This is a genomic window from Stenotrophomonas sp. YJH_SMC_20, assembly GCF_059367845.1.
The window spans coordinates 152909-170789 of record NZ_JCAFRG010000001.1 but is presented as its reverse complement, the minus strand read 5'-3'; the positions used below and the strand labels follow the sequence as shown (position 1 = coordinate 170789).

14 protein-coding genes are annotated in these 17881 nt (G+C 65.0%); 8 read left to right on the top strand and 6 right to left on the bottom strand.

Features of this window, described 5'->3' with window-relative positions:
* The first annotated feature begins 86 nt into the window (after nt 1-86).
* The 5 genes from AC5P6A_RS00765 to AC5P6A_RS00745 all read left to right on the top strand — a co-directional run bounded on the left by AC5P6A_RS00765 (nt 87) and on the right by AC5P6A_RS00745 (nt 7578).
* Nucleotides 87-2510, top strand: coding sequence for an EAL domain-containing protein (locus AC5P6A_RS00765; RefSeq protein ID WP_180875981.1), 2424 nt, complete (start codon nt 87-89; stop codon nt 2508-2510).
* Between the two features lie 109 nt (nt 2511-2619).
* The gene (locus AC5P6A_RS00760; protein ID WP_495222197.1) at nt 2620-4284 is read left to right on the top strand and encodes a sensor domain-containing diguanylate cyclase; all 1665 of its coding nucleotides are present in this window, start codon (nt 2620-2622) and stop codon (nt 4282-4284) included.
* Nucleotides 4285-4318: 34 nt separating this feature from the next.
* A complete protein-coding gene (locus tag AC5P6A_RS00755; protein ID WP_019659152.1) occupies nt 4319-5041 on the top strand; it encodes a pseudouridine synthase in 723 nt (240 codons plus the stop codon).
* Between the two features lie 143 nt (nt 5042-5184).
* Entirely contained in the window at nt 5185-6255 is a 1071-nt protein-coding gene (locus tag AC5P6A_RS00750) for a sensor domain-containing diguanylate cyclase (protein ID WP_134729404.1), read from the top strand.
* 162 nt (nt 6256-6417) lie between these two features.
* A complete protein-coding gene (locus tag AC5P6A_RS00745; protein ID WP_171952273.1) occupies nt 6418-7578 on the top strand; it encodes an AAA family ATPase in 1161 nt (386 codons plus the stop codon).
* A 30-nt stretch (nt 7579-7608) separates the two neighbouring features.
* On the opposite strand, the gene AC5P6A_RS00740 is transcribed toward AC5P6A_RS00745, so the two are convergent.
* Nucleotides 7609-8556 (bottom strand): DMT family transporter, encoded by a 948-nt coding sequence (locus AC5P6A_RS00740; protein ID WP_346714687.1) that lies wholly within the window; start codon nt 8554-8556, stop codon nt 7609-7611.
* Nucleotides 8557-8635: 79 nt separating this feature from the next.
* Here AC5P6A_RS00740 and AC5P6A_RS00735 point away from each other — a divergent pair, with 79 nt between their 5' ends.
* On the top strand, nt 8636-9250 hold the full coding sequence (locus AC5P6A_RS00735) for a Pr6Pr family membrane protein (protein ID WP_346714688.1): 615 nt from the start codon (nt 8636-8638) through the stop codon (nt 9248-9250).
* On the opposite strand, the gene AC5P6A_RS00730 is transcribed toward AC5P6A_RS00735, so the two are convergent.
* Nucleotides 9171-10046, bottom strand: coding sequence for a DUF72 domain-containing protein (locus AC5P6A_RS00730; protein WP_021203650.1), 876 nt, complete (start codon nt 10044-10046; stop codon nt 9171-9173). The two genes, AC5P6A_RS00735 and AC5P6A_RS00730, sit on opposite strands and share 80 nt — an antisense overlap.
* Nucleotides 10043-10486: a VOC family protein gene (locus tag AC5P6A_RS00725; protein WP_134729408.1), complete on the bottom strand. Its 444-nt coding sequence runs from the start codon at nt 10484-10486 to the stop codon at nt 10043-10045. Before AC5P6A_RS00725 ends, AC5P6A_RS00730 begins: the two co-directional genes overlap by 4 nt.
* Nucleotides 10487-10596: 110 nt before the next feature.
* On the opposite strand from AC5P6A_RS00725, the gene AC5P6A_RS00720 reads away from it, so the two are divergent.
* On the top strand, nt 10597-12159 hold the full coding sequence (locus tag AC5P6A_RS00720; RefSeq protein ID WP_021203652.1) for a serine hydrolase: 1563 nt from the start codon (nt 10597-10599) through the stop codon (nt 12157-12159).
* A 154-nt stretch (nt 12160-12313) separates the two neighbouring features.
* On the top strand, nt 12314-14146 hold the full coding sequence (gene smrA / locus AC5P6A_RS00715; protein ID WP_346714689.1) for a multidrug efflux ABC transporter SmrA: 1833 nt from the start codon (nt 12314-12316) through the stop codon (nt 14144-14146).
* A 39-nt stretch (nt 14147-14185) separates the two neighbouring features.
* Here the strand turns inward: smrA and AC5P6A_RS00710 are convergent, their stop codons facing one another.
* The 3 genes from AC5P6A_RS00710 to AC5P6A_RS00700 form a co-directional block, all read right to left on the bottom strand.
* Complete coding sequence (locus tag AC5P6A_RS00710; RefSeq protein ID WP_346714690.1) at nt 14186-15262, bottom strand: TraB/GumN family protein; 1077 nt, start codon at nt 15260-15262, stop codon at nt 14186-14188.
* Nucleotides 15263-15264: 2 nt separating this feature from the next.
* Nucleotides 15265-16242 carry an LpxL/LpxP family acyltransferase gene (locus AC5P6A_RS00705; protein WP_164145274.1) on the bottom strand — a complete coding sequence of 326 codons (978 nt, stop codon included), beginning with the start codon at nt 16240-16242 and terminating at the stop codon, nt 15265-15267.
* Nucleotides 16243-17010: 768 nt separating this feature from the next.
* A complete protein-coding gene (locus tag AC5P6A_RS00700; RefSeq protein WP_157999904.1) occupies nt 17011-17181 on the bottom strand; it encodes a hypothetical protein in 171 nt (56 codons plus the stop codon).
* Nucleotides 17182-17881: the final 700 nt, after the last annotated feature.

The window sequence follows — 17881 nt, the reverse complement described above, 5'->3', positions numbered from 1 at the left end:
TTTTCGCATGGCCCACACATTGCCGGTCATAGGCTGGGCCGGTTCCAAGGCAGGTTGTCACCGCAGCACATTCGGGGGGATCCGGGATGGGTAGAAGTGGCACGGACCAGCAGAGCCGGCGGGTGCCGATGACCCGTGGGCTGGGATTGCGCTTTGCGTTGTTGACGGGCATGGCGATCGGGCTGGTCGCATTGTCCGCGTTGATCCAGGAACTGCAGGCGGCTTCGACGGCCTGGATCGCCGGGCAGGGTTACTGGTCACGCGGGCAGCAGGATGCCACTGCTGCGCTGAGCCGCTACCTGGCGCGCGGCCATGCCCAGGACCTGGAGGACGCGCGCCAGGCCCTGCGGATTCCGTTGGGAGATCTGCAGGCCCGGTTGGCGCTGGAACAGGCGGTACCGGACGAGGAGAAGGCCCGGCAGGGCTTCCTGCAGGGTGGCAACGCGCATGCCGATATCCCGCGTCTGGTGTTCTCGTTCCGCTATGCACGCGACATCGGCGCCTTCCGCGAAGCAACCGCGTTGTGGCGGCAGACCGACGATGACCTGTTGGCGGTGCAGCGGCTGGTCGCCGAGCTGCAGTCGGCGCACGCCGAAGGCACGCTGCCAGTGGCCGACCGCGACCGTTACCTGCAACAGCTGCGCGATCTGGACCGGCGGCTGCAGGTGCAGGCGCAGTCGTTTTCCCGAGCGTTGCTGCGCATGGCCACGATGGTGCGGATCGCCACGCTCGTGGTTGGTGGGCTGTCGGTGCTTGCGATCAGCCTGATGGCGGTGGCCCTCGCGCGCCGCGTCGGCAAGGACCTGACCGAACATGAAAGCCGCTTCCGCGCCGCCTTCTATCAGGCCAATGTCGGCATGCTCAAGCTCGACACCGAAGGCAAGGTGATCGAAGCCAACCAGGCGATGGCCGATATCCTCGACTACCGGCGCGACGTGCTGCTGCAGATGTCGTTGGGCGATCTGCTGATGGACGGCGAGCTTGTCATCGATGGGGTGGGCCGTATCGACTGGGACCGGCAGCTGCGGCCGAGCGAACTGCGCTTCCGCCGTCGCGATGGCAGCCTGGTCTGGGGCCGCTGGAGCGGCACCGGCGTGCGCAGCGCCGCCGGTGGCCTGTCGGTGTTCGCGATCATCGAGGACGTCAGCCAGAACCATGCACTGGCGCGCGAGATCGAGCACCACGCCAGCCATGACCCGCTGACCGGCCTGATCAACCGCCGCGAGATCGAACGGCTGCTGGAACGCGCGCTGTTGCAGGTGCGCAGCGAAGGCGGCACGCACGCGCTGTGCTATATCAACCTGGACCATTTCAAGCTGGTCAACGACAGCTTCGGCCACGCCGCTGGTGACCAGATGCTGCGCGCCTTCGCCGAGTACCTGGTGGCGGCGGTGCGTGATGGTGACTGGGTCGGCCGACTGGGTGCGGACGAGTTCGCGGTGTTCCTCGCCCATGCCGGGCAGGACGAGGCCAAGCGCGTGCTGCAGCGGGTGATCCGCAACCTGGGCCAGGCCACGTTTCCGATCAGCGAGGGCAGCCCGCAGCTGAGCTGCAGCATCGGCGTGGTCGAGGTCAGTGCAGATGCGCCGGACGTGAACTGGTTGATGAGTGCCGCCGACAGCGCCTGCTATGCCGCCAAGCAGGCCGGGCGCAACCGCGTGCACTGCTTCAATGAGAACTGCATGGCGCTGGAGGAGCGGCGGCAGGAGGCCGAGCGCCTGCAGGGCGTCAGCTTGGCGATGGCCGAGAATCGCATGCTGCTGTATGCACAGCGCATCGCCCGCGTGGGGGATCCGTCCTACCTGCACTACGAGGTGCTGGTGCGCATGCGTGGCACCGATGGCAGCCTGCATCTGCCCGGCCAGTTCATGCCGGCGGTGGAGCGCTATGGCATGGCGGTGGCGCTGGACCGGCACGTGCTCGGGCTGCTGTTCCGCCACCTGCAGGTGTGCCCGGCGCACGTGCGCCAGCTGGGCCTGTGCAACGTCAACGTGTCCGCGCAGTCGATCGCCGAGCCGGGATTCCTCGCCTTCGTCTGCGACCTGCTCGAGCGCAACCGCGCGCTGGCCTCCAAGCTGTGCTTCGAGATCACCGAGACTGCGGCGATCAGCAACCTCAGCCAGGCCCGCGCCTTCATCGATGCGGTAAAGGCACGGGGGTGCCGGATGGCGCTGGATGACTTCGGCTCCGGCCTGTCTTCCTTCGGCTACCTGCGCCAGTTGCCGGCGGACATCCTGAAGATCGACGGCGCCTTCGTGCGCGACATGGATACCGACCCTGTCAGCCACGCCACGGTGCGCGCGATCAGCGAGCTCGGGCGCGAGCTGCAGATGGAAGTGGTGGCCGAGTGGGTGGAGACCGCCGAGGTTGCCGGTGCGCTGACCCGGCTTGGCGTACAGGGGCTGCAGGGCTATGCCATCGAACGGCCGCAGCCGCTGGAGCGGCTGACCCTGGTCGATCTGCGCCCGGTACGGCTGGTCGCGGTGAAGGGGCCGCCGGCGGCTGGCTGAACCGCGGGCGCCGACTTTGGTGTACACATGCGTGGCGTGCCCGGCTGCGATAATGCGCGTCAGGGGCGGCGCGCAGTGGGCGCGGACGTAAGCAGGAACAGGACGTGGCGTGGGCGGCAGGCAGTGGCGGTATGGAACAGGAGCGGTGCTGGCCGTCCTGATGGTGTGGTTGGCGTTGCCGTGGCCGCTTCAGGCTGCAGAGGCCGTGTCGGGCCATGATTATCTCCTGGTCGGCGGCGCTACCGACGAGCCGACGCCGCACCGCGCATGCACGCCGCAGATGCTGTCCGGCGCCCGCCAGCAGGTGCTGGTACCGGCTCCGCCGCAGGGCTGGTCAGGCCAACCGCAGGCGCTGGACGTGTTCAACGTCTTTGCCGGTGAAGTGCGCGTCCAGCATGGTGACCGCGAGATCTGCGGCAACATGCACGACGCGCGCACCCGCGATTCACGTTTCCGGGCTGGCATCGGCCTGGTGGCGGTACCGCCGGCCGGCAGCCATGAGCCGTTCCTGGTCTCCTGGCAGACACCGCTGAAGACACGTTGGGTACCGACCCTGCGGCTGGGCGCGCCCAGCCCGGTGCAGCAGAACGACACCGCCCGCCTGCTGGTGCGCGCGGCCTGCATCGCGGTGGCGATCGCGCTGGCGCTGTCGGCGTTGATGGCCTTCCTGACCACCCGGGACCGCAGTTTCCTGGTCTACATCGCCGGCACCACCGTGATGGTGCTGTGGCAGGCAATCCTCGGCGGGCTCAGCGGCTATCCGGAACCCTGGCTGCCGGTGGGCGGGCACGGCGCATGGTGGCTGCTGGCGCTGACCGCTGCGACCCAGGCACTGGTGCTGCCGGCGCTGTGGCGGCTGAACGGAGGCGATCGCGTGCTGCCTCGATCGCGCCCGGCCCAAGTGGCGGTGTTGTGGGCCCTGATGGCGCTGGCCGTGCTGGTGCCGTGGCTGCGCTGGGAGCATCTGGCCTGGGTCGCGAAGGGCTTGCAGGTGTCCTATCTGTCCGGATGTGGCCTGGCACTGATGGTCGGCGTCTGGGCACGCTGGCGCGGCGACCGTTGGGCGCAGGCGGGTCTGGCCGCGCTGGCACCGATGCTGGTACTGATCATCGCCGATGCCTGTGGTGCGGCGTGGCTGCTGGAATACCGGGTGGAGGCGCTGCAGCTGGCGGTGACCTGGCTGTTGATGATGGCCGCGTATGCGTTGAACCAGCGGCTGGGCCGGCTGCGCCAGCAGCGTGATGAACTTCGCCAGCTGGCCGAGACCGACGGCCTGACCGGGCTTCCCAACCGTCGCGCCGGACTGCAGCAGCTGGCCCGCCATCTGGAACGGGTGGACCGTGAGCGCGGCTCGCTGGTGATCGGCTTCCTCGACATCGACCTGTTCAAGGACATCAACGACCGCCATGGTCACGCCGTGGGCGACCTGGTGCTGGTGGCGGTGGCGCGTGCCCTGCGCATGGCAGTGCGCAGCCAGGACGAAGTGGTACGGATGGGCGGCGAAGAGTTCCTGCTGCTGATGCCCGGCATGCCGCGTGTGGCGGCGTCGGCACGGCTGGACCGCCTGCGCCAGCGCATCACCGAGGCTGGCCAGGCCCTGCAGGTGCCGGGGCTGGAGGTGACCGCCAGCATCGGCCTGGCGCAGTGGCGACCGGGCGAGGACGATCTGGCCGGGCTGCTGCGGCGCGCCGACCATGCCATGTACGTGGCAAAGCGGGCGGGCCGCAACCGGGTGTTCGACGGCGAGGAGCTCGATCCGCCCGCCCTGGCATGAAGCGCAGCGGGCGGCGATGCCGGATAATGGGCCGATGACCACCCGACTCAACAAACATATCGCCGACACCGGCTTCTGCTCCCGCCGCGAGGCCGATCGCCTGATCGCCGCGCGCCGCGTTACCGTCAACGGCCATCCGGCCGGTACCGGCGCGGTGGTAGGCGAGGAAGACCAGGTGCTGGTCGACGGCCAGCCGCTGCGCGCCCGCGTGGCACGCAAGCCCGGCGCCCGCCGCCACGTCTACATCGCACTGAACAAGCCGGTAGGCGTCACCTGCACGACCGAAACTTCGGTCAAGGGCAACATCGTCGACTTCGTCGGCCACGAACAGCGCATCTTCCCGATCGGCCGCCTGGACAAGGACTCCGAGGGGTTGATCCTGATGACCAGCAATGGCGACATCGTCAACCAGATCCTGCGCGCCGAAAATGGCCACCAGAAGGAATACCTGGTGGCGGTGAACAAGCCCGTCACCGATGAGTTCCTGCGCGGCATGGCGCGCGGCGTGCGCATCCACGACCAGATGACGCTGCCGTGCAAGACCTCGCGCATCGCCAAGTTCGGTTTCCGCATCACCCTGCAGCAGGGCCTGAACCGGCAGATCCGCCTGATGGCTGCCGAGTTCGGCTATCGCGTGACCCAGCTGCGCCGCGTGCGCATCGACAACATCAAGATCGGCGCGCTGAAGCCGGGCCAGTGGCGCAACCTGACCGAGCAGGAGCTGCAGGGCCTGCTGCCGAAGCAGCTGGACTGGTAACGCGCGGTAGTGCCGGCCGCTGGCCGGCTACTCCAGGCATCGAATGCGCGCGGGATGCCGGCCAGCGGCCGGCACTACCCGTTGTGCGGATTACGCGCCGGCATCAGCTAGACTTTGCAGTGACCTGCCGGAAGTGACGCTGCATGATCAAGCCCGACAAGCCTGCCAACGAAGCCCTCCGGCTCGAGGCGCTGTACCGCTACCGGATCCTTGATTCGCAGCGCGAGAAGTCATTCGACGACCTGGTGGCGATCGCCAAGGCGGTCTGCGGTACCTCGATGGCGGCGGTGACCCTGATTGACGTCGAACGGCAATGGTTCAAGTCGATCCAGGGCATCGACGCGGCGGAAAACCTGCGCAGCGAATCGATGTGTGGCCACGCCATCCTGCAGCCGCACGAGGTCATGGTGGTCGAGGATGCGTTGCAGGACATCCGCTTCCACGACAACCCGGTGGTGACCGGCGACCCGCACATCCGCTTCTACGCCGGTGCGCCGCTGATCAGTTCCGATGGCCTGCCGCTGGGTACGCTGTGCGTGTTCGATGCACAGCCGCAGCACCTGCCAAGCGACAAGGCCGAGGCGCTGGCCGCGCTGTCGCGGCAGGTGATGCTGGTGATGGAGCTGCGCCGTTTCGCGCTCGACATCCAGAACCACATGCTGGAACGCGATGATTACGAGCGCCTGCTGTCGGAGTACCACGACGTGCTGCTGGCGCAGAACGCCGACCTGGCCGAGCAGAGCCGCACCGATGCGCTGACCGGCCTGCCGAACCGCCGCGCGATGGCGGCGGCGCTGGACGAGGCAGTGGCGGTGACCGGGGATCAGCCCGATGTGGCCTGCGTCGCGCTGCTGGACATCGACCACTTCAAGCACATCAACGATTTCCAGGGCCACGCCACCGGCGACCGGGTGCTGGCCGAGCTGGGCACGCTGCTGCGCTCGCACTTCGCCGGCCGTGGCATGGCCGCGCGCTATGGCGGCGAGGAGTTCGTGGCGGTGATGCCGGCGACCGACCTGCAAACCGCCGAACTTCAGTGCGAGTTCCTGCGCCTGGCCGTTGCTGATCTGCCGCTGGGGTTCCCGGTCACGATCAGTATTGGAGTGGCCCAGCACCAGCCCGGTGAAAGCGTGGATGAGACGCTGGCACGTGCCGACAAGGCGCTGTACCGGGCCAAGGGCAAAGGCCGCAACCGGGTGGAACGGGCGGACTGAAACACGGCGGTTCGCGCGTTGAACGCATGCGACGCGTGGATGATTCGATGCCGCTCCAGTAGATCCACGCCATGCGTGGATGCTCTTCCCGTTTCACTTGGCGTCGCAGCTCCTGCGATCAGAACCGGCCAGCATGACGCCCTGTTTCCCCGGACGCCGCCCATGCTGCAGACCCTGGCCATCGCCCACTATCGTTCGCTGCACGGGCTCGTACTGCCGCTGCAGCAGTTGAATGTGGTGACCGGTGACAACGGCAGTGGCAAGTCCAGCCTGTACCGTGCCCTGCGCCTGCTGGCCGAGACCGCGCAGGGCGGCGTCGCGGCGGTGCTGGCCCGCGAAGGCGGGCTGGGCTCGGCGCTGTGGGCGGGTCCGGAAAAAATGGACCGTCGGGTTGCTGCCGGCGAAATCACCCTGCAGGGCGGCCCACGCCAGGAATCGGTGGGATTGAAATTGGGCTTCGCCACTGACGAATTCGGCTACGCCATCGATCTGGGCTATCCGCCGCCCAGTCGATCGGCCTTCGCACTGGACCCGCAGATCAAGGCCGAGGCGATCTGGGCCGGCCCGTTCCTGCGCAGCGCCAACCTGCTGGTTGATCGCCGTGGGGCAATGGTTCGGCAACGTCATGCGCGCGGTTGGGATCTGGTGGATGACCGGTTGTCGCTGTTCGACAGCCTGTTCACCCAGGTCGGCGATCCGCAGCGCCTGCCGGAAACCATCGCCCTGCGCGAGTACATCCGTCGCTGGCGCTTCTACGACCATTTCCGCAGCGACGCCGATGCACCGGCGCGGCAGCCGGCGATGGCCACGCGCACGCCGGTGCTGCATCACGACGGCCGGGATCTGGCGGCAGCCTGGGTGACCATTATCGAGATCGGAGACCCGGTCGCGTTGGCACGCAGCGTCGGCGATGCGTTCCCCGGTGCCACGGTCGGCTTCGAGGAGCTGGACGGTCGACTGGCCCTGCGCTTCCACCAGCCGGGGTTGCTGCGGCCGTTGTCGATGGCCGAACTGTCCGACGGTACGCTGCGCTTCCTGCTGCTGGCTGCTGCGCTGCACACGCCGCGTCCACCGCCGCTGCTCGTGCTCAACGAGCCGGAGACCAGCCTGCATCCGGACCTGCTGCCGGCGCTGGCGCGGCTGATCATCGCAGCCAGTTCGCGCAGCCAGGTATGGGTGGTGTCACACGCCAGCCGCCTGATCGCGGCGCTGGAACAGGCGCCAGGGTGCCATTCGCTGCATCTGTACAAGGAACAGGGCCGCACGCTGTTGAGCGGGCAGGGCCTGCTGGATGCGCCGGCCTGGCATTGGCCGCAGCGTTGATGCGGCCATCCACGCCATGCGTGGATGCACTCAATCGGCGATGTTGCGCGCTTCGGCCGTGCCAAGGATTTCCGGATGCTGCACCGGCTTGCGGCGGTTCAGCAGCGGATGCAGGAACACCGCGCCGACGATGATCGCCACGCCCAGGTAGAACCACGGGGTGACCTCGTGCTGCTCGCGCAGCAGCACCACCGCCAGTACCACCGCATAGACCGGCTCCAGGTTGGTCACCAGCTGCACCGTGTAGGCACTCAGGTGGCGCAGCGCGACCAGGGCCAGGGCGAACGGCAGCAGCGTGCAGAACCCGGCCAGCACCAGCAGCAGGATGCCGTCGTGCAGGTCCGGGACCACCCACAACGGGCTGGCCAGCGCAGGAAGCAGGTAGGGCATCAGCGGCGCCAGCAGGGTCAGGGTGAGGGTGCCCGCACCCAGCTCCAGCGCGGTGACCGTGAGCGGATCGGCGTGGCTGACCATGCGCTTGTTGAGCGAACCGAACACCGCCACCAGCAGCGCTGAGATCGCGCCGATCAACACACCCAGGCGCATGCCATCGGGCACGCCACCGACCACCAGCGCAACACCCGGCAGCACCGCCAGGCCGAACGCCAGCTCACGCAGCTGGAACGGCCGCTTGGCCACCCACGGCTCGATGATCGAGGTGAACACCGGTGCCAGTGCGATGCAGGTGGCAGCCACCGAGGCATTGGCCAGCTTCACCGCGCCGTAGAACGTCAGCCAGTGCAGGGCGACCAGCCCGCCGATGCCGGCGTAGCCGGCGACCAGCCGAGGGGGCAGGGTGCGCAACCCGCGCCAGACCCGCGGCAGCAGGGCCAGCATCGCCGTCACCAACAGCATGCGCCACCACACCAGCGGCAGTGCGGGCAGGGTGATCAGCTTGCCGAGGATGGCCGTGATGCCCCACAGCAGGACACAGAAATGGATCTGCCACAGCGCTTTGCGGGTATCGGGTGTGCTCATCGGCCTATTGTGAGGCAATCGCGCGGCTGTCGGCGATGACTGTGGCATGCTCGCGGAAACCCCCCAAGGGAACCCTGCAATGGCTGCCAACCGCTCCGCCCTGCGTGCATGGGCAGCCCTGACTGCACTGGTGGCCGCCACCTCGCTGCTGCTGCAATACCTGTTGTTGCTACGCGGCCCCGGGGCGGCTGCCGGGGTCGGCATGGCGACGCTGCGCTTCGTTGGTTACTTCACGATTCTCAGCAACCTGGCGGTGTGCCTGGGATGCGTCAGGCTGATCCGTGCGGGTGTGCTGAACACCACTGTCGCCGCGGTGATCGGGTTGTGCATCGGGGTGACCGCGTGCATCTACGTGCTGGCGTTGCAGGGGCTGTGGCAGCCCACCGGGCTGCAATGGTGGGTCGATGCCGGCCTGCACTACGCTGTGCCGGCGCTGTACCTGCTCGGGTGGTGGTGGCTGCTGCCGCATGGGGCGCTGCGCTGGCGCGCGCTGGGCGGCGTGCTGCTGGTACCACTGGTCTACCTCGGCTGGGCGATGCTGGTCGCTGCAATGACCGGACAGGCGCCGTATCCATTCCTCGAACTGCAACGCCTGGGCCTGGCGGCCTTCCTGCTCAACGTGCTGCGCGTTGCGGGCGTGTTCGTGGTGGGCTGGACCCTGCTGTGGGGGCTGGACCGCTGGCGCCGTCGATGAGGCGCTGCAGGGCCATCGCTGCCGCCGGGTTGCGGGCCTTGCCGGCACCGATGCACAGCAGGTAGACCTCGCGCGGGGTTTCCGGGGCGTGCCCGGCCAGACAGGGCAGGTCGTCCACCGGCTCGCCGCGTGACCAGCGTCGCGCGCGTTCAGCCCAGCGCTGCTGCACGGGCGCAGGCAGGCCCTCTTTCAAGCGGGCCTGGCTGCGCTTGATCCGCGCGTAGACGAAGCCCGAACTGACGTCGCCGTGCAGCGGCGCCTCGTCGCTGTCCTCGATCACCAGTGCCACGCCGTGGCGGCGCGCGGCGGCGACCAGTGCGGGGCCATGTGCTGCGGCATTGCGGACCTCCAGCGCATGCTGCAGCGGCACCCCTTCCAGCTGCTTCGGCAGCTGCGCCATCAGCGCGTCCAGTGCATCGGCGTCGGCCGGGTGGCGTGGATCGAACTGCCACAACAACGGGCCAAGCCGGTCACCGAGCGCGATCGCTGCCTGCAGGAAGGGCGCGGCTGCCTCCACCGTGCTGGACAGGTCGCGGCGCTGCACCAGGTAGCGTGGTGCCTTCATCGCAAAGCGGAAGCCTTCCGGCGTCTGCGCGGCCCACTGCGCGCACTGTGCGGCGGTGGGCGTGCGGTAGAAGGTGCCGTTGATTTCGATGCAGCGCAGGGCGCGGCTGGCATGGGCCAGCTCTTCACGCTGCGGCAGGCCCACGGGGTAGAAAACGCCGCCGCGCCATTCGGGAAACACCCAGCCACCGATGCCGCAGCGGATCTCCGCCTGCCGGGCGGTCGCGGTCACTGGCCGTGGTCCGTGCGCCACGGGTCGTAGCTGCCGAACCACCACAGATAGCCTTCCGGGTCGGCGCAGGCATAGCCACGGCCGCCGTAGTCCTGGTCGGCGATGTCGATGACGATGCGGGCACCGGCGGCCTTGGCCCGGGCGTAGTGCGCGTCGGCATCGGTGACGATCACGCAGGCACTCTGCGTCTGGCGGCCGCCGACCTCATCAGGCAACGCCGCATGCTCGCTCCACGCGCTCTGGTTGCTGGCCGAGCCCAGCATGATCATGCCGGTGCCGAAGGTCAGCTGCGCATGGAACACCGTGTCGCCGTCGGCATACACGGCCTGGGCATGGAAGCCGAAGGCGCGCTGCAGCCAGTCGATGGCGGCCTGCGCGTCGCGATAGCGCAGGCACGGAATGATGGTGGAGCCGTTGCTCGGTTGGCCGTTTCCGCCCATGACACCCCTCCAATGGCACAGGGCAGGGTGCGCCGCAGACCGTTACCATCCCGCGAAACCCCGGTGACGGCCTGCACATGGCCGCTACCCCTGTTCGGAGATCGTGCTGGATGAAACCCTGGATTGGAGGAGCCGTGCTGCTGGCGTGCACGACCATGGCGAGCGCTGCCACCCCGGCGCAGCTGCAGGAGCTGGATGCGACCGTCGAGCGCGTGCGCGCGCAGTTCGACGTGCCCGGTATTGCGGTGGCGGTGGTCAAGGATGGCGAGGTGGTGCTGGAGCGCGGCTGGGGCGTGCGCGAGCAGGGCAAGCCGGAACCGGTGCAGGCCGATACGCTGTTTGCCATTGCGTCCAACACCAAGGCGTTCACCGCCACTTCGCTGAACCTGCTGGCCGAGGACGGCAAGCTGAAGATGGATGACAAGGTGATCGACCACCTGCCGTCGTTCCGCATGTCCGATCCGTTCGTGACCGGGCAGATGACGATCCGCGACCTGCTGTCGCACCGCAGCGGGCTGAGCCTGGGTGCCGGCGACCTGCTGTTCTGGCCGGCCACCTCCTACAGCAATGCCGAAGTAGTCGAACGGCTGGGCAGGGTGCCGCTGAAGGGCGGTTTCCGCGAGAGCTACGCGTACGACAACATCCTGTACGCGGTTGCCCAGCAGGTGATCGAGCATGTCTCGGGCATGAGTTACCAGCAGTTCCTGCAGACGCGCATCTTCGACAAGGTGGGCATGACCGGCACGCGCTACAACGCCGATCACCTGAAGCCGGGCGACAAGGCCGCGGTCGGCCACGCCAAGTACGATTTCAAGGACCTGCGCACCGTTGCGCCGCTGACCTGGTCGAACAATGCCGGCGCCGGCGGCATCTATTCCAGCGCGCACGACATGGCGCGCTGGATGCAGGTGCAGCTGGCCGAAGGCAAGCTGGCCGACGGCACGCCGTTGTTCAGCGAGAAGAGCCAGCAGCAGATGTGGCGGATGATCACGCCGCAGTCGATCCCGGCGCCGAGCGTGCCGGAGCTGGCACCTGCGCGGGCCAACTTCGCCGGCTATGGCGAAGGCTGGAGCCTGAGCGACTATCGTGGGCAGAAGCTGGTCTGGCATACCGGTGGCTGGCCGGGCATGGTTTCGCGGCTGACCCTGGTACCGGGCGAGAAACTGGGCGTGGTGGTGCTGACCAATCAGGAAGTGGGCGCGGCGTTCAATGCGATCACGCTGAGCGTGCTTGATGCCTACCTGGGCGGTGAAAAGCATGACTGGGTGGACGCCTATGCCAAGGCCGTGGCCAAGGGACAGGACAAGGCCGACGAGGCCTGGGCCAAGCACCAGAGCGCACGCGACAAGGGCAGCAGGCCATCGCTGGCGCTGGCCGGCTACACCGGCAGCTTCCGTGACCGCTGGTATGGCGACATGCAGATCAGCGCCGAAGGCAAGGGCCTGCGCCTGCGCTTTGCGAAGACCGCGCAGCTGAGCGGGCGCCTGGAGCACTGGCAGCACGACACCTTCATCGTGCGCTGGGACGACCGTTCGCTCAACGCCGATGCGTTCGTGAACTTCAGCCTGGACCCGGATGGCAAGGTGCGCGAGGTGCGCATGCAGCCGATTTCCGACCTGACCGATTTCAGTTTCGATTTCCAGGACCTGCTGTTCACCCCGGTCAAAGAATGAGGGTAGTGCCGGCCGCTGGCCGGCAACCTCATGATCTCTGGAAACGTAGCGAGGTTGCCGGCCAGCGGCCGGCACTACCGGCGCCGCGGCATCGTCGGCCGGCGTACACATGCGGCGTGGGATACTCCGCCGGCTAAGATGGCGAGGGAATGCGATGTTCCGTTGGTTTGAATCCCTGATTCCGGTGTTCCCGCCCGTGGATGGGCGCATGCCACCGCGCAAGGTGCTGCCGTTCTACCTGCACTACCTGCGCCCGGTGTGGCCGGTGCTGCTGGCCACGCTCATCGCCGGCCTGCTCCTGGCGCTGGTGGAAGTGGCCATGTTCGATTACCTGGGCCGCATCGTCGACATGGTCGCCGAGCAACCCGGTGCCGATTTCTTCAAGCGCCATGCCAATGAACTGGGCTGGATGCTGTTCATCACGCTCATCGCGCGGCCGATCCTGGTCGGCCTGCACAACCTGCTGGTCAACCAGGCCATCGTGCCCGGCCTGAGCAACCGCTCGCGCTGGCTGATGCACAACTACGTGGTTCGGCAGAGCCTGAGCTTCTTCCAGAACGACTTCGCCGGCAGCGTCGCCAACCGGGTGATGCAGACCGGTACCTCGCTGCGCGAGTCGGCGGTGCAGATGGTCGACTCGCTCTGGTACATCGTGGTCTATACCGGCACCGCGCTGTACCTGTTCGCGCAGGCCGACTGGCGGCTGATGGTGCCGCTGATCCTGTGGCTGCTGGCCTACGTGGTGATCATGGTCTACTTCGTGCCGCGCGCGAAGGAGCGGGCCTGGATCGCCTCGGAAGCACGTTCGAAGGCAATGGGCCGCATCGTCGATGGCTACACCAACATTCCCACGCTGAAACTGTTCGCCCATGGCGGGCGCGAGCAGGCCTACGTGGCCGAGTCGATCCAGGAGCTGGCAGTCAAGCACCGCGCGCAGACCCGGGTGACCACCGGCATGGACCTGACCATCGCCATCGTCAACGGTTTCCTGATTGCCGGTACCTGTGGCCTGGCCCTGTGGCTGTGGAATGGCGGCCACATCACTGTCGGCGCGATCACGCTCGCGACCGGCCTGGTGATCCGCATCCACAACATGTCCGGCTGGATCATGTGGACCATCAACGGCATCTTCGAGGACATCGGTACGGTACAGGATGGCATCACCACCATTGCCCAGCCGCTGACCGTGCAGGACCGCGAGGACGCGGTGCCGTTGCAGGTGACCCGCGGTGGCGTGCACTTCCAGGACATCCACTTCCACTACGGCAAGAAGGGCGGCGTGATCGCAGGCCTCGACCTGGTGGTGAAGCCGGGCGAGAAGATCGGCCTGGTGGGTCCTTCCGGTGCCGGCAAGTCGACCCTGGTCAACGTGCTGCTGCGCCTGTACGACCTGGAAAGCGGCCGCATCCTGATCGACGACCAGGACATTGCCTACGTCACTCAGGAAAGCCTGCGCCAGCAGATCGGCGTGGTCACCCAGGATACCTCGCTCCTGCATCGCTCGATCCGCGACAACCTGCTGTACGGCCGGCCGGACGCGACCGATGAGCAGTTGCGCGCTGCGGTGGCCAAAGCACGTGCCGAGGCCTTCATCGATACGCTGGTGGACGGGCAGGGGCGTCGTGGCTACGACGCGCATGTCGGCGAGCGCGGCGTGAAGCTGTCCGGCGGCCAGCGCCAACGCATCGCCATTGCCCGCGTGCTGCTGAAGGACGCACCGATCCTGGTGCTGGACGAAGCAACCTCGGCACTGGACTCGGAAGTGGAAGCGGCGATCCAGGACAGCCTGGATGAGCTGATGGGCGGCAAGACGGTGATCGCGATCGCGCACCGGCTGTCGACCATCGCGCGCATGGACCGGCTGGTGGTGATGGACCAGGGCCGCATCGTCGAGACCGGCACCCATGCCGAGCTGATTGCTGCCGGTGGCCTGTATGCGCGCTTGTGGGCGCGGCAGACCGGTGGCTTTGTGGCTGCCGATCAGTGACTTCGATGTGACCGCGTTGCAAGGTGCCAAGTTACATCGTCACCCGTCCGGATGATTTGAGGTTTCACTTGCTCCGATGTTTGGAGGTCGCGGCTGATCGCCAAAGAACACCCTGGCATCGGGGATGTATCCCTCGTCCACGAGTACCGCGGCCATGCCTCTTGAATGCAGAAGATCATCCAAGGGCAGAGTGGTGAAAACCGTACTGTGCCGCGAAGTAGTTGAGCGGAGCACTGCAACCCAGTGAGTTCGTCTCTGGATATCAAGGTCAATATTCATCGTAGTGGCGATCCCGTCGTTGGTCAGACGAGCCCAGCACCGGGAGGGCGATGGAGGGGCATGCAGGAGCGCGCCCGATTCAATATCTCCCTCTGCCCACGCATGACCTAGCTCATCTAGGTTATCGAGCCAGGGCCGCAGGCTTGATGTGGCATCCGAGAAGCATTTGCGGTCTTTCACGGAGTCAATGTGAAAATTCTGGATAGTTTCCCTGGCGCCTCTCACCAGCATCGGGAAGCGGGCGTTGATCATCGGGATCCCATGATCGCGGGCCATGCGGTCAATGGCTCGAGAAAGTGGCTCACCGGCTCGGGCTCCACTGAATTGCAGTGCAGCATCATGAATTTTCCAAGCCGCGTACATTGGGCGCATCCTCTCAATGCTCGCGTCATGCAGGCCATAGAGAATCTTGAGATCGCTCAATCGCGTGTACTCTTCTTCGGTGAGCTCGTCACGAAGCGTTCTTCTACCTGAAAGGAACTTGAGCTTGCGGATGGCGGGCCACAGAATGAGGCTGCGAAATACCCCGCCATCGTGCTCCACGGTCACGCCCGGAGGGCTCAGAATTGCATCAGACGTCGAGATTGCTGCTTCAACGCTGCGAGTATCGATGGATAGGCTCTTTCTTAGGGGTTGAATCGTGCCCAGTACAAGCAGCGTTGAAGAGCCTTTTCTGAACTGCCAGATGCGCGGGCCGGGGGCTGAGTGGACCGCGTGGATCGCAGGGAGATGAGTTGCATCGGCATTCTCTTGATCCGTTGCGTATCCATTGATGGGCGCCATCGCCATCAGGGCGATGGCCGCCAAGGTAATGGAAGGAGAATGAAATTGATCCATGTTCAATCCAGGCATGCCGTATAACGCGTGTGTGGCTTGGTTCGCGGGTCATTGGAGAACATGTGCCAAGCTTCATCGATTGTTTCGGGGTGGAACATCGGGAACTTGGAGGATTTCATGAAGTGTTGCCTGATGTACTGCCAATAGATGGCCTGAGGTCCCATTGCACGCTCAAGGAAACGATAGACTTCAGCCATCGTCCAGTAGTCAGCTACTTCAGATGGAAGCGATGCTCGCGTCGGTATAGGCTCGATGGCATCTCCGAAAGTAATAGTTGCTCGAAGATCCCGGTCAACGACGGAGATGGCTGGCAATATGCAACTTCCGGTTTTGCGCGCCATTGCGGCGGTTCCCAGCATGATGTCCAAGGGGCGCCCCAAAAATGGAATGCAATAGGCTTCTTCGCGAAAGCGGTGGACATCGGGCATCATGATGACTGCAGCTCTATTTTTCAGTGCGCGAAGCGCTATGCCTATCCCTCTGGCATTCGAGTGGATGATGCTCGCGCGGCATCCGGCGTGATTGAAGAGCCGGTGGTACAGGTCGTCGAACAATTCGTTGCCTGCATGGTTCTTTGGGTCGCCATAGAAGATGTAGATGTCACGCAGATGGCGAATGTGCTCCATCAGACGGACCGCAGACAGGATATAGTGGCCGTGATGCGGCAGTGCGATCACAACTCCCCTGTCGGCAGGGAGCTTTCCATCGATTGAGGAGTAGTCGGAACGGTCGATGCAGTGGACCGCCTCCAACAGTGACGGGCGGCAAAGGTCAGCCAACTGGGAGCTGATGGAGGCTTTCGATTGATACCAGCTGTAGTAGGAATCCATATCGAGTCCGCTGACTTCGCATGCGGAGAGGATGGCTTTCCTTTCCCTATCGGAAAGGGTCAATCCAAGCTGTTGCTCTGTCTGGACGCTGTGCCGAAAGGTGGCCTCCGGGGCAGGCTGACGACTCTCATGTGCTTGACTTTCGTGCATCCTGGACCTCCTTTGCTGGCTGCGATGCGCGGTAGAGGTTCTTGAGCTGTCCATGGAGCCAATCGAAATGCTTGGGATTGAAGTCAGGATGCTTCCAGTACATGTGCATCAGAGCTGAGTGAAAGACACGCTGACGGAATCTGCTCTCGGCTAGCCGTGTAGCAGGCCATCGCCTTGTCTGAACTGGTTGCGCGAGCCAGTCTCCTCCAAGCTTCTGGTTGGAATCCAGATGGTTCGAAATAGTGCGCAGAACGGAAGTGATGGGTGAGCAGGGTGGCAATTTGATCGTGTCATCGCATGTGCCTGTCATGATTTGAAATTCGTGGATGCTGTTGAGGACTCCTTCCACCAGAGGCAGGTAGCGCTGCTGCCCGTGGTGGGACGTCAAGACAGGAGCGTCAAGGCTGGATGTAAGCTGGTCACTGAACACGATAATGGTGTGAATTCCCGCATCACCCTCCAGTTTACGAAGCGCGTCGGATGGCGTTGTCGAGTAAGCGGGATCTGTGCCAATTATCTCGGTGATCAATCCCCTTCTGCGGAGTTCGATAGCGCGATTAATATTGGATCGAGTCGTCGCGGCAATGATTGCGGTCGATGATGATGTGTCGTTTGGTAAGGGGAATGTTCCATCGCATCGCATGCGGCTTTGTTATGGGCTTTGTGCTATTCGGCTCATGCCGTCATGACTGCGAGTCATCGTGATTCTGATCCTGTTTGATAGTGTTGATGACACGCATCCACGCCGCGTGCCATCAACGGAGTCTGTCAGCGCTCTTCGTAATTGTTCGATCCGCAGCAGTCACTGCTGAATGCGGCTACTTTGATTTCGTCGGCCTCGGTTTCAAACACTGCGTCGAGGGATCTTGCATTTGCGCTGGATGATTTCATCCATGCGGCGACGGCGTTTGGATCTGAAATGGTTGCGGATGCGTGCATGACGTATTTCCTTTTATAGATGTGTGTTGATGACCAGGGCACATTCCTTGGTCGGCATCAAGAATGCGCCGTCCGTATGGCTGCTTGCTGTCAGTGGTAGCGGGTTCGTTGCGTAGGACTTCTCTTTTAATTTCTGCATCAGTCTCGTAGTCGAGCAAGCTGCTCTGCGCGTTGTGTCCGTGGCTTGTTCTGATGCCTGGAGCTTCTCTTGAATGTCGGGGCCGGGGATGTAGCGCAGGGCGGCGTCGAGATCCTGGATCGGTTCGGCGCTCGCGTGTATCAATCAGACGAGGACGTGACTCAGGGAGCATCCTCGAGTGGGAGGCGATCACTGGATATTTCACGACTGGATGCGTTTGCATCGCGTGTCGGGGAGGTCATGGGTTGACGGTGCTACCATCCCCATTCGGTAGCTCGGAGAACGGTCTGTTCACCGTTTTGACATTGCCGTGCCGACCGTTGATCAGCAGACATGGGCTCGAGACTCTATCTGCACTATAGGAGCAGTGATGCAGGTTCAATCGTGCTCAAAGACTCGGATGCACTTCCGTATCTTTCGTTGCCTATCGCTGGTGACGAGCCTTGTGACCGCTGTTCCAGCCATGGCGGACAATGGCGAGGTGAGCGGAACACGTGAGGGCTCACTTGAGCAGGTCATCCTGCTCAGCCGCCACAACCTGCGCGCGCCGGTGGTGGCGTC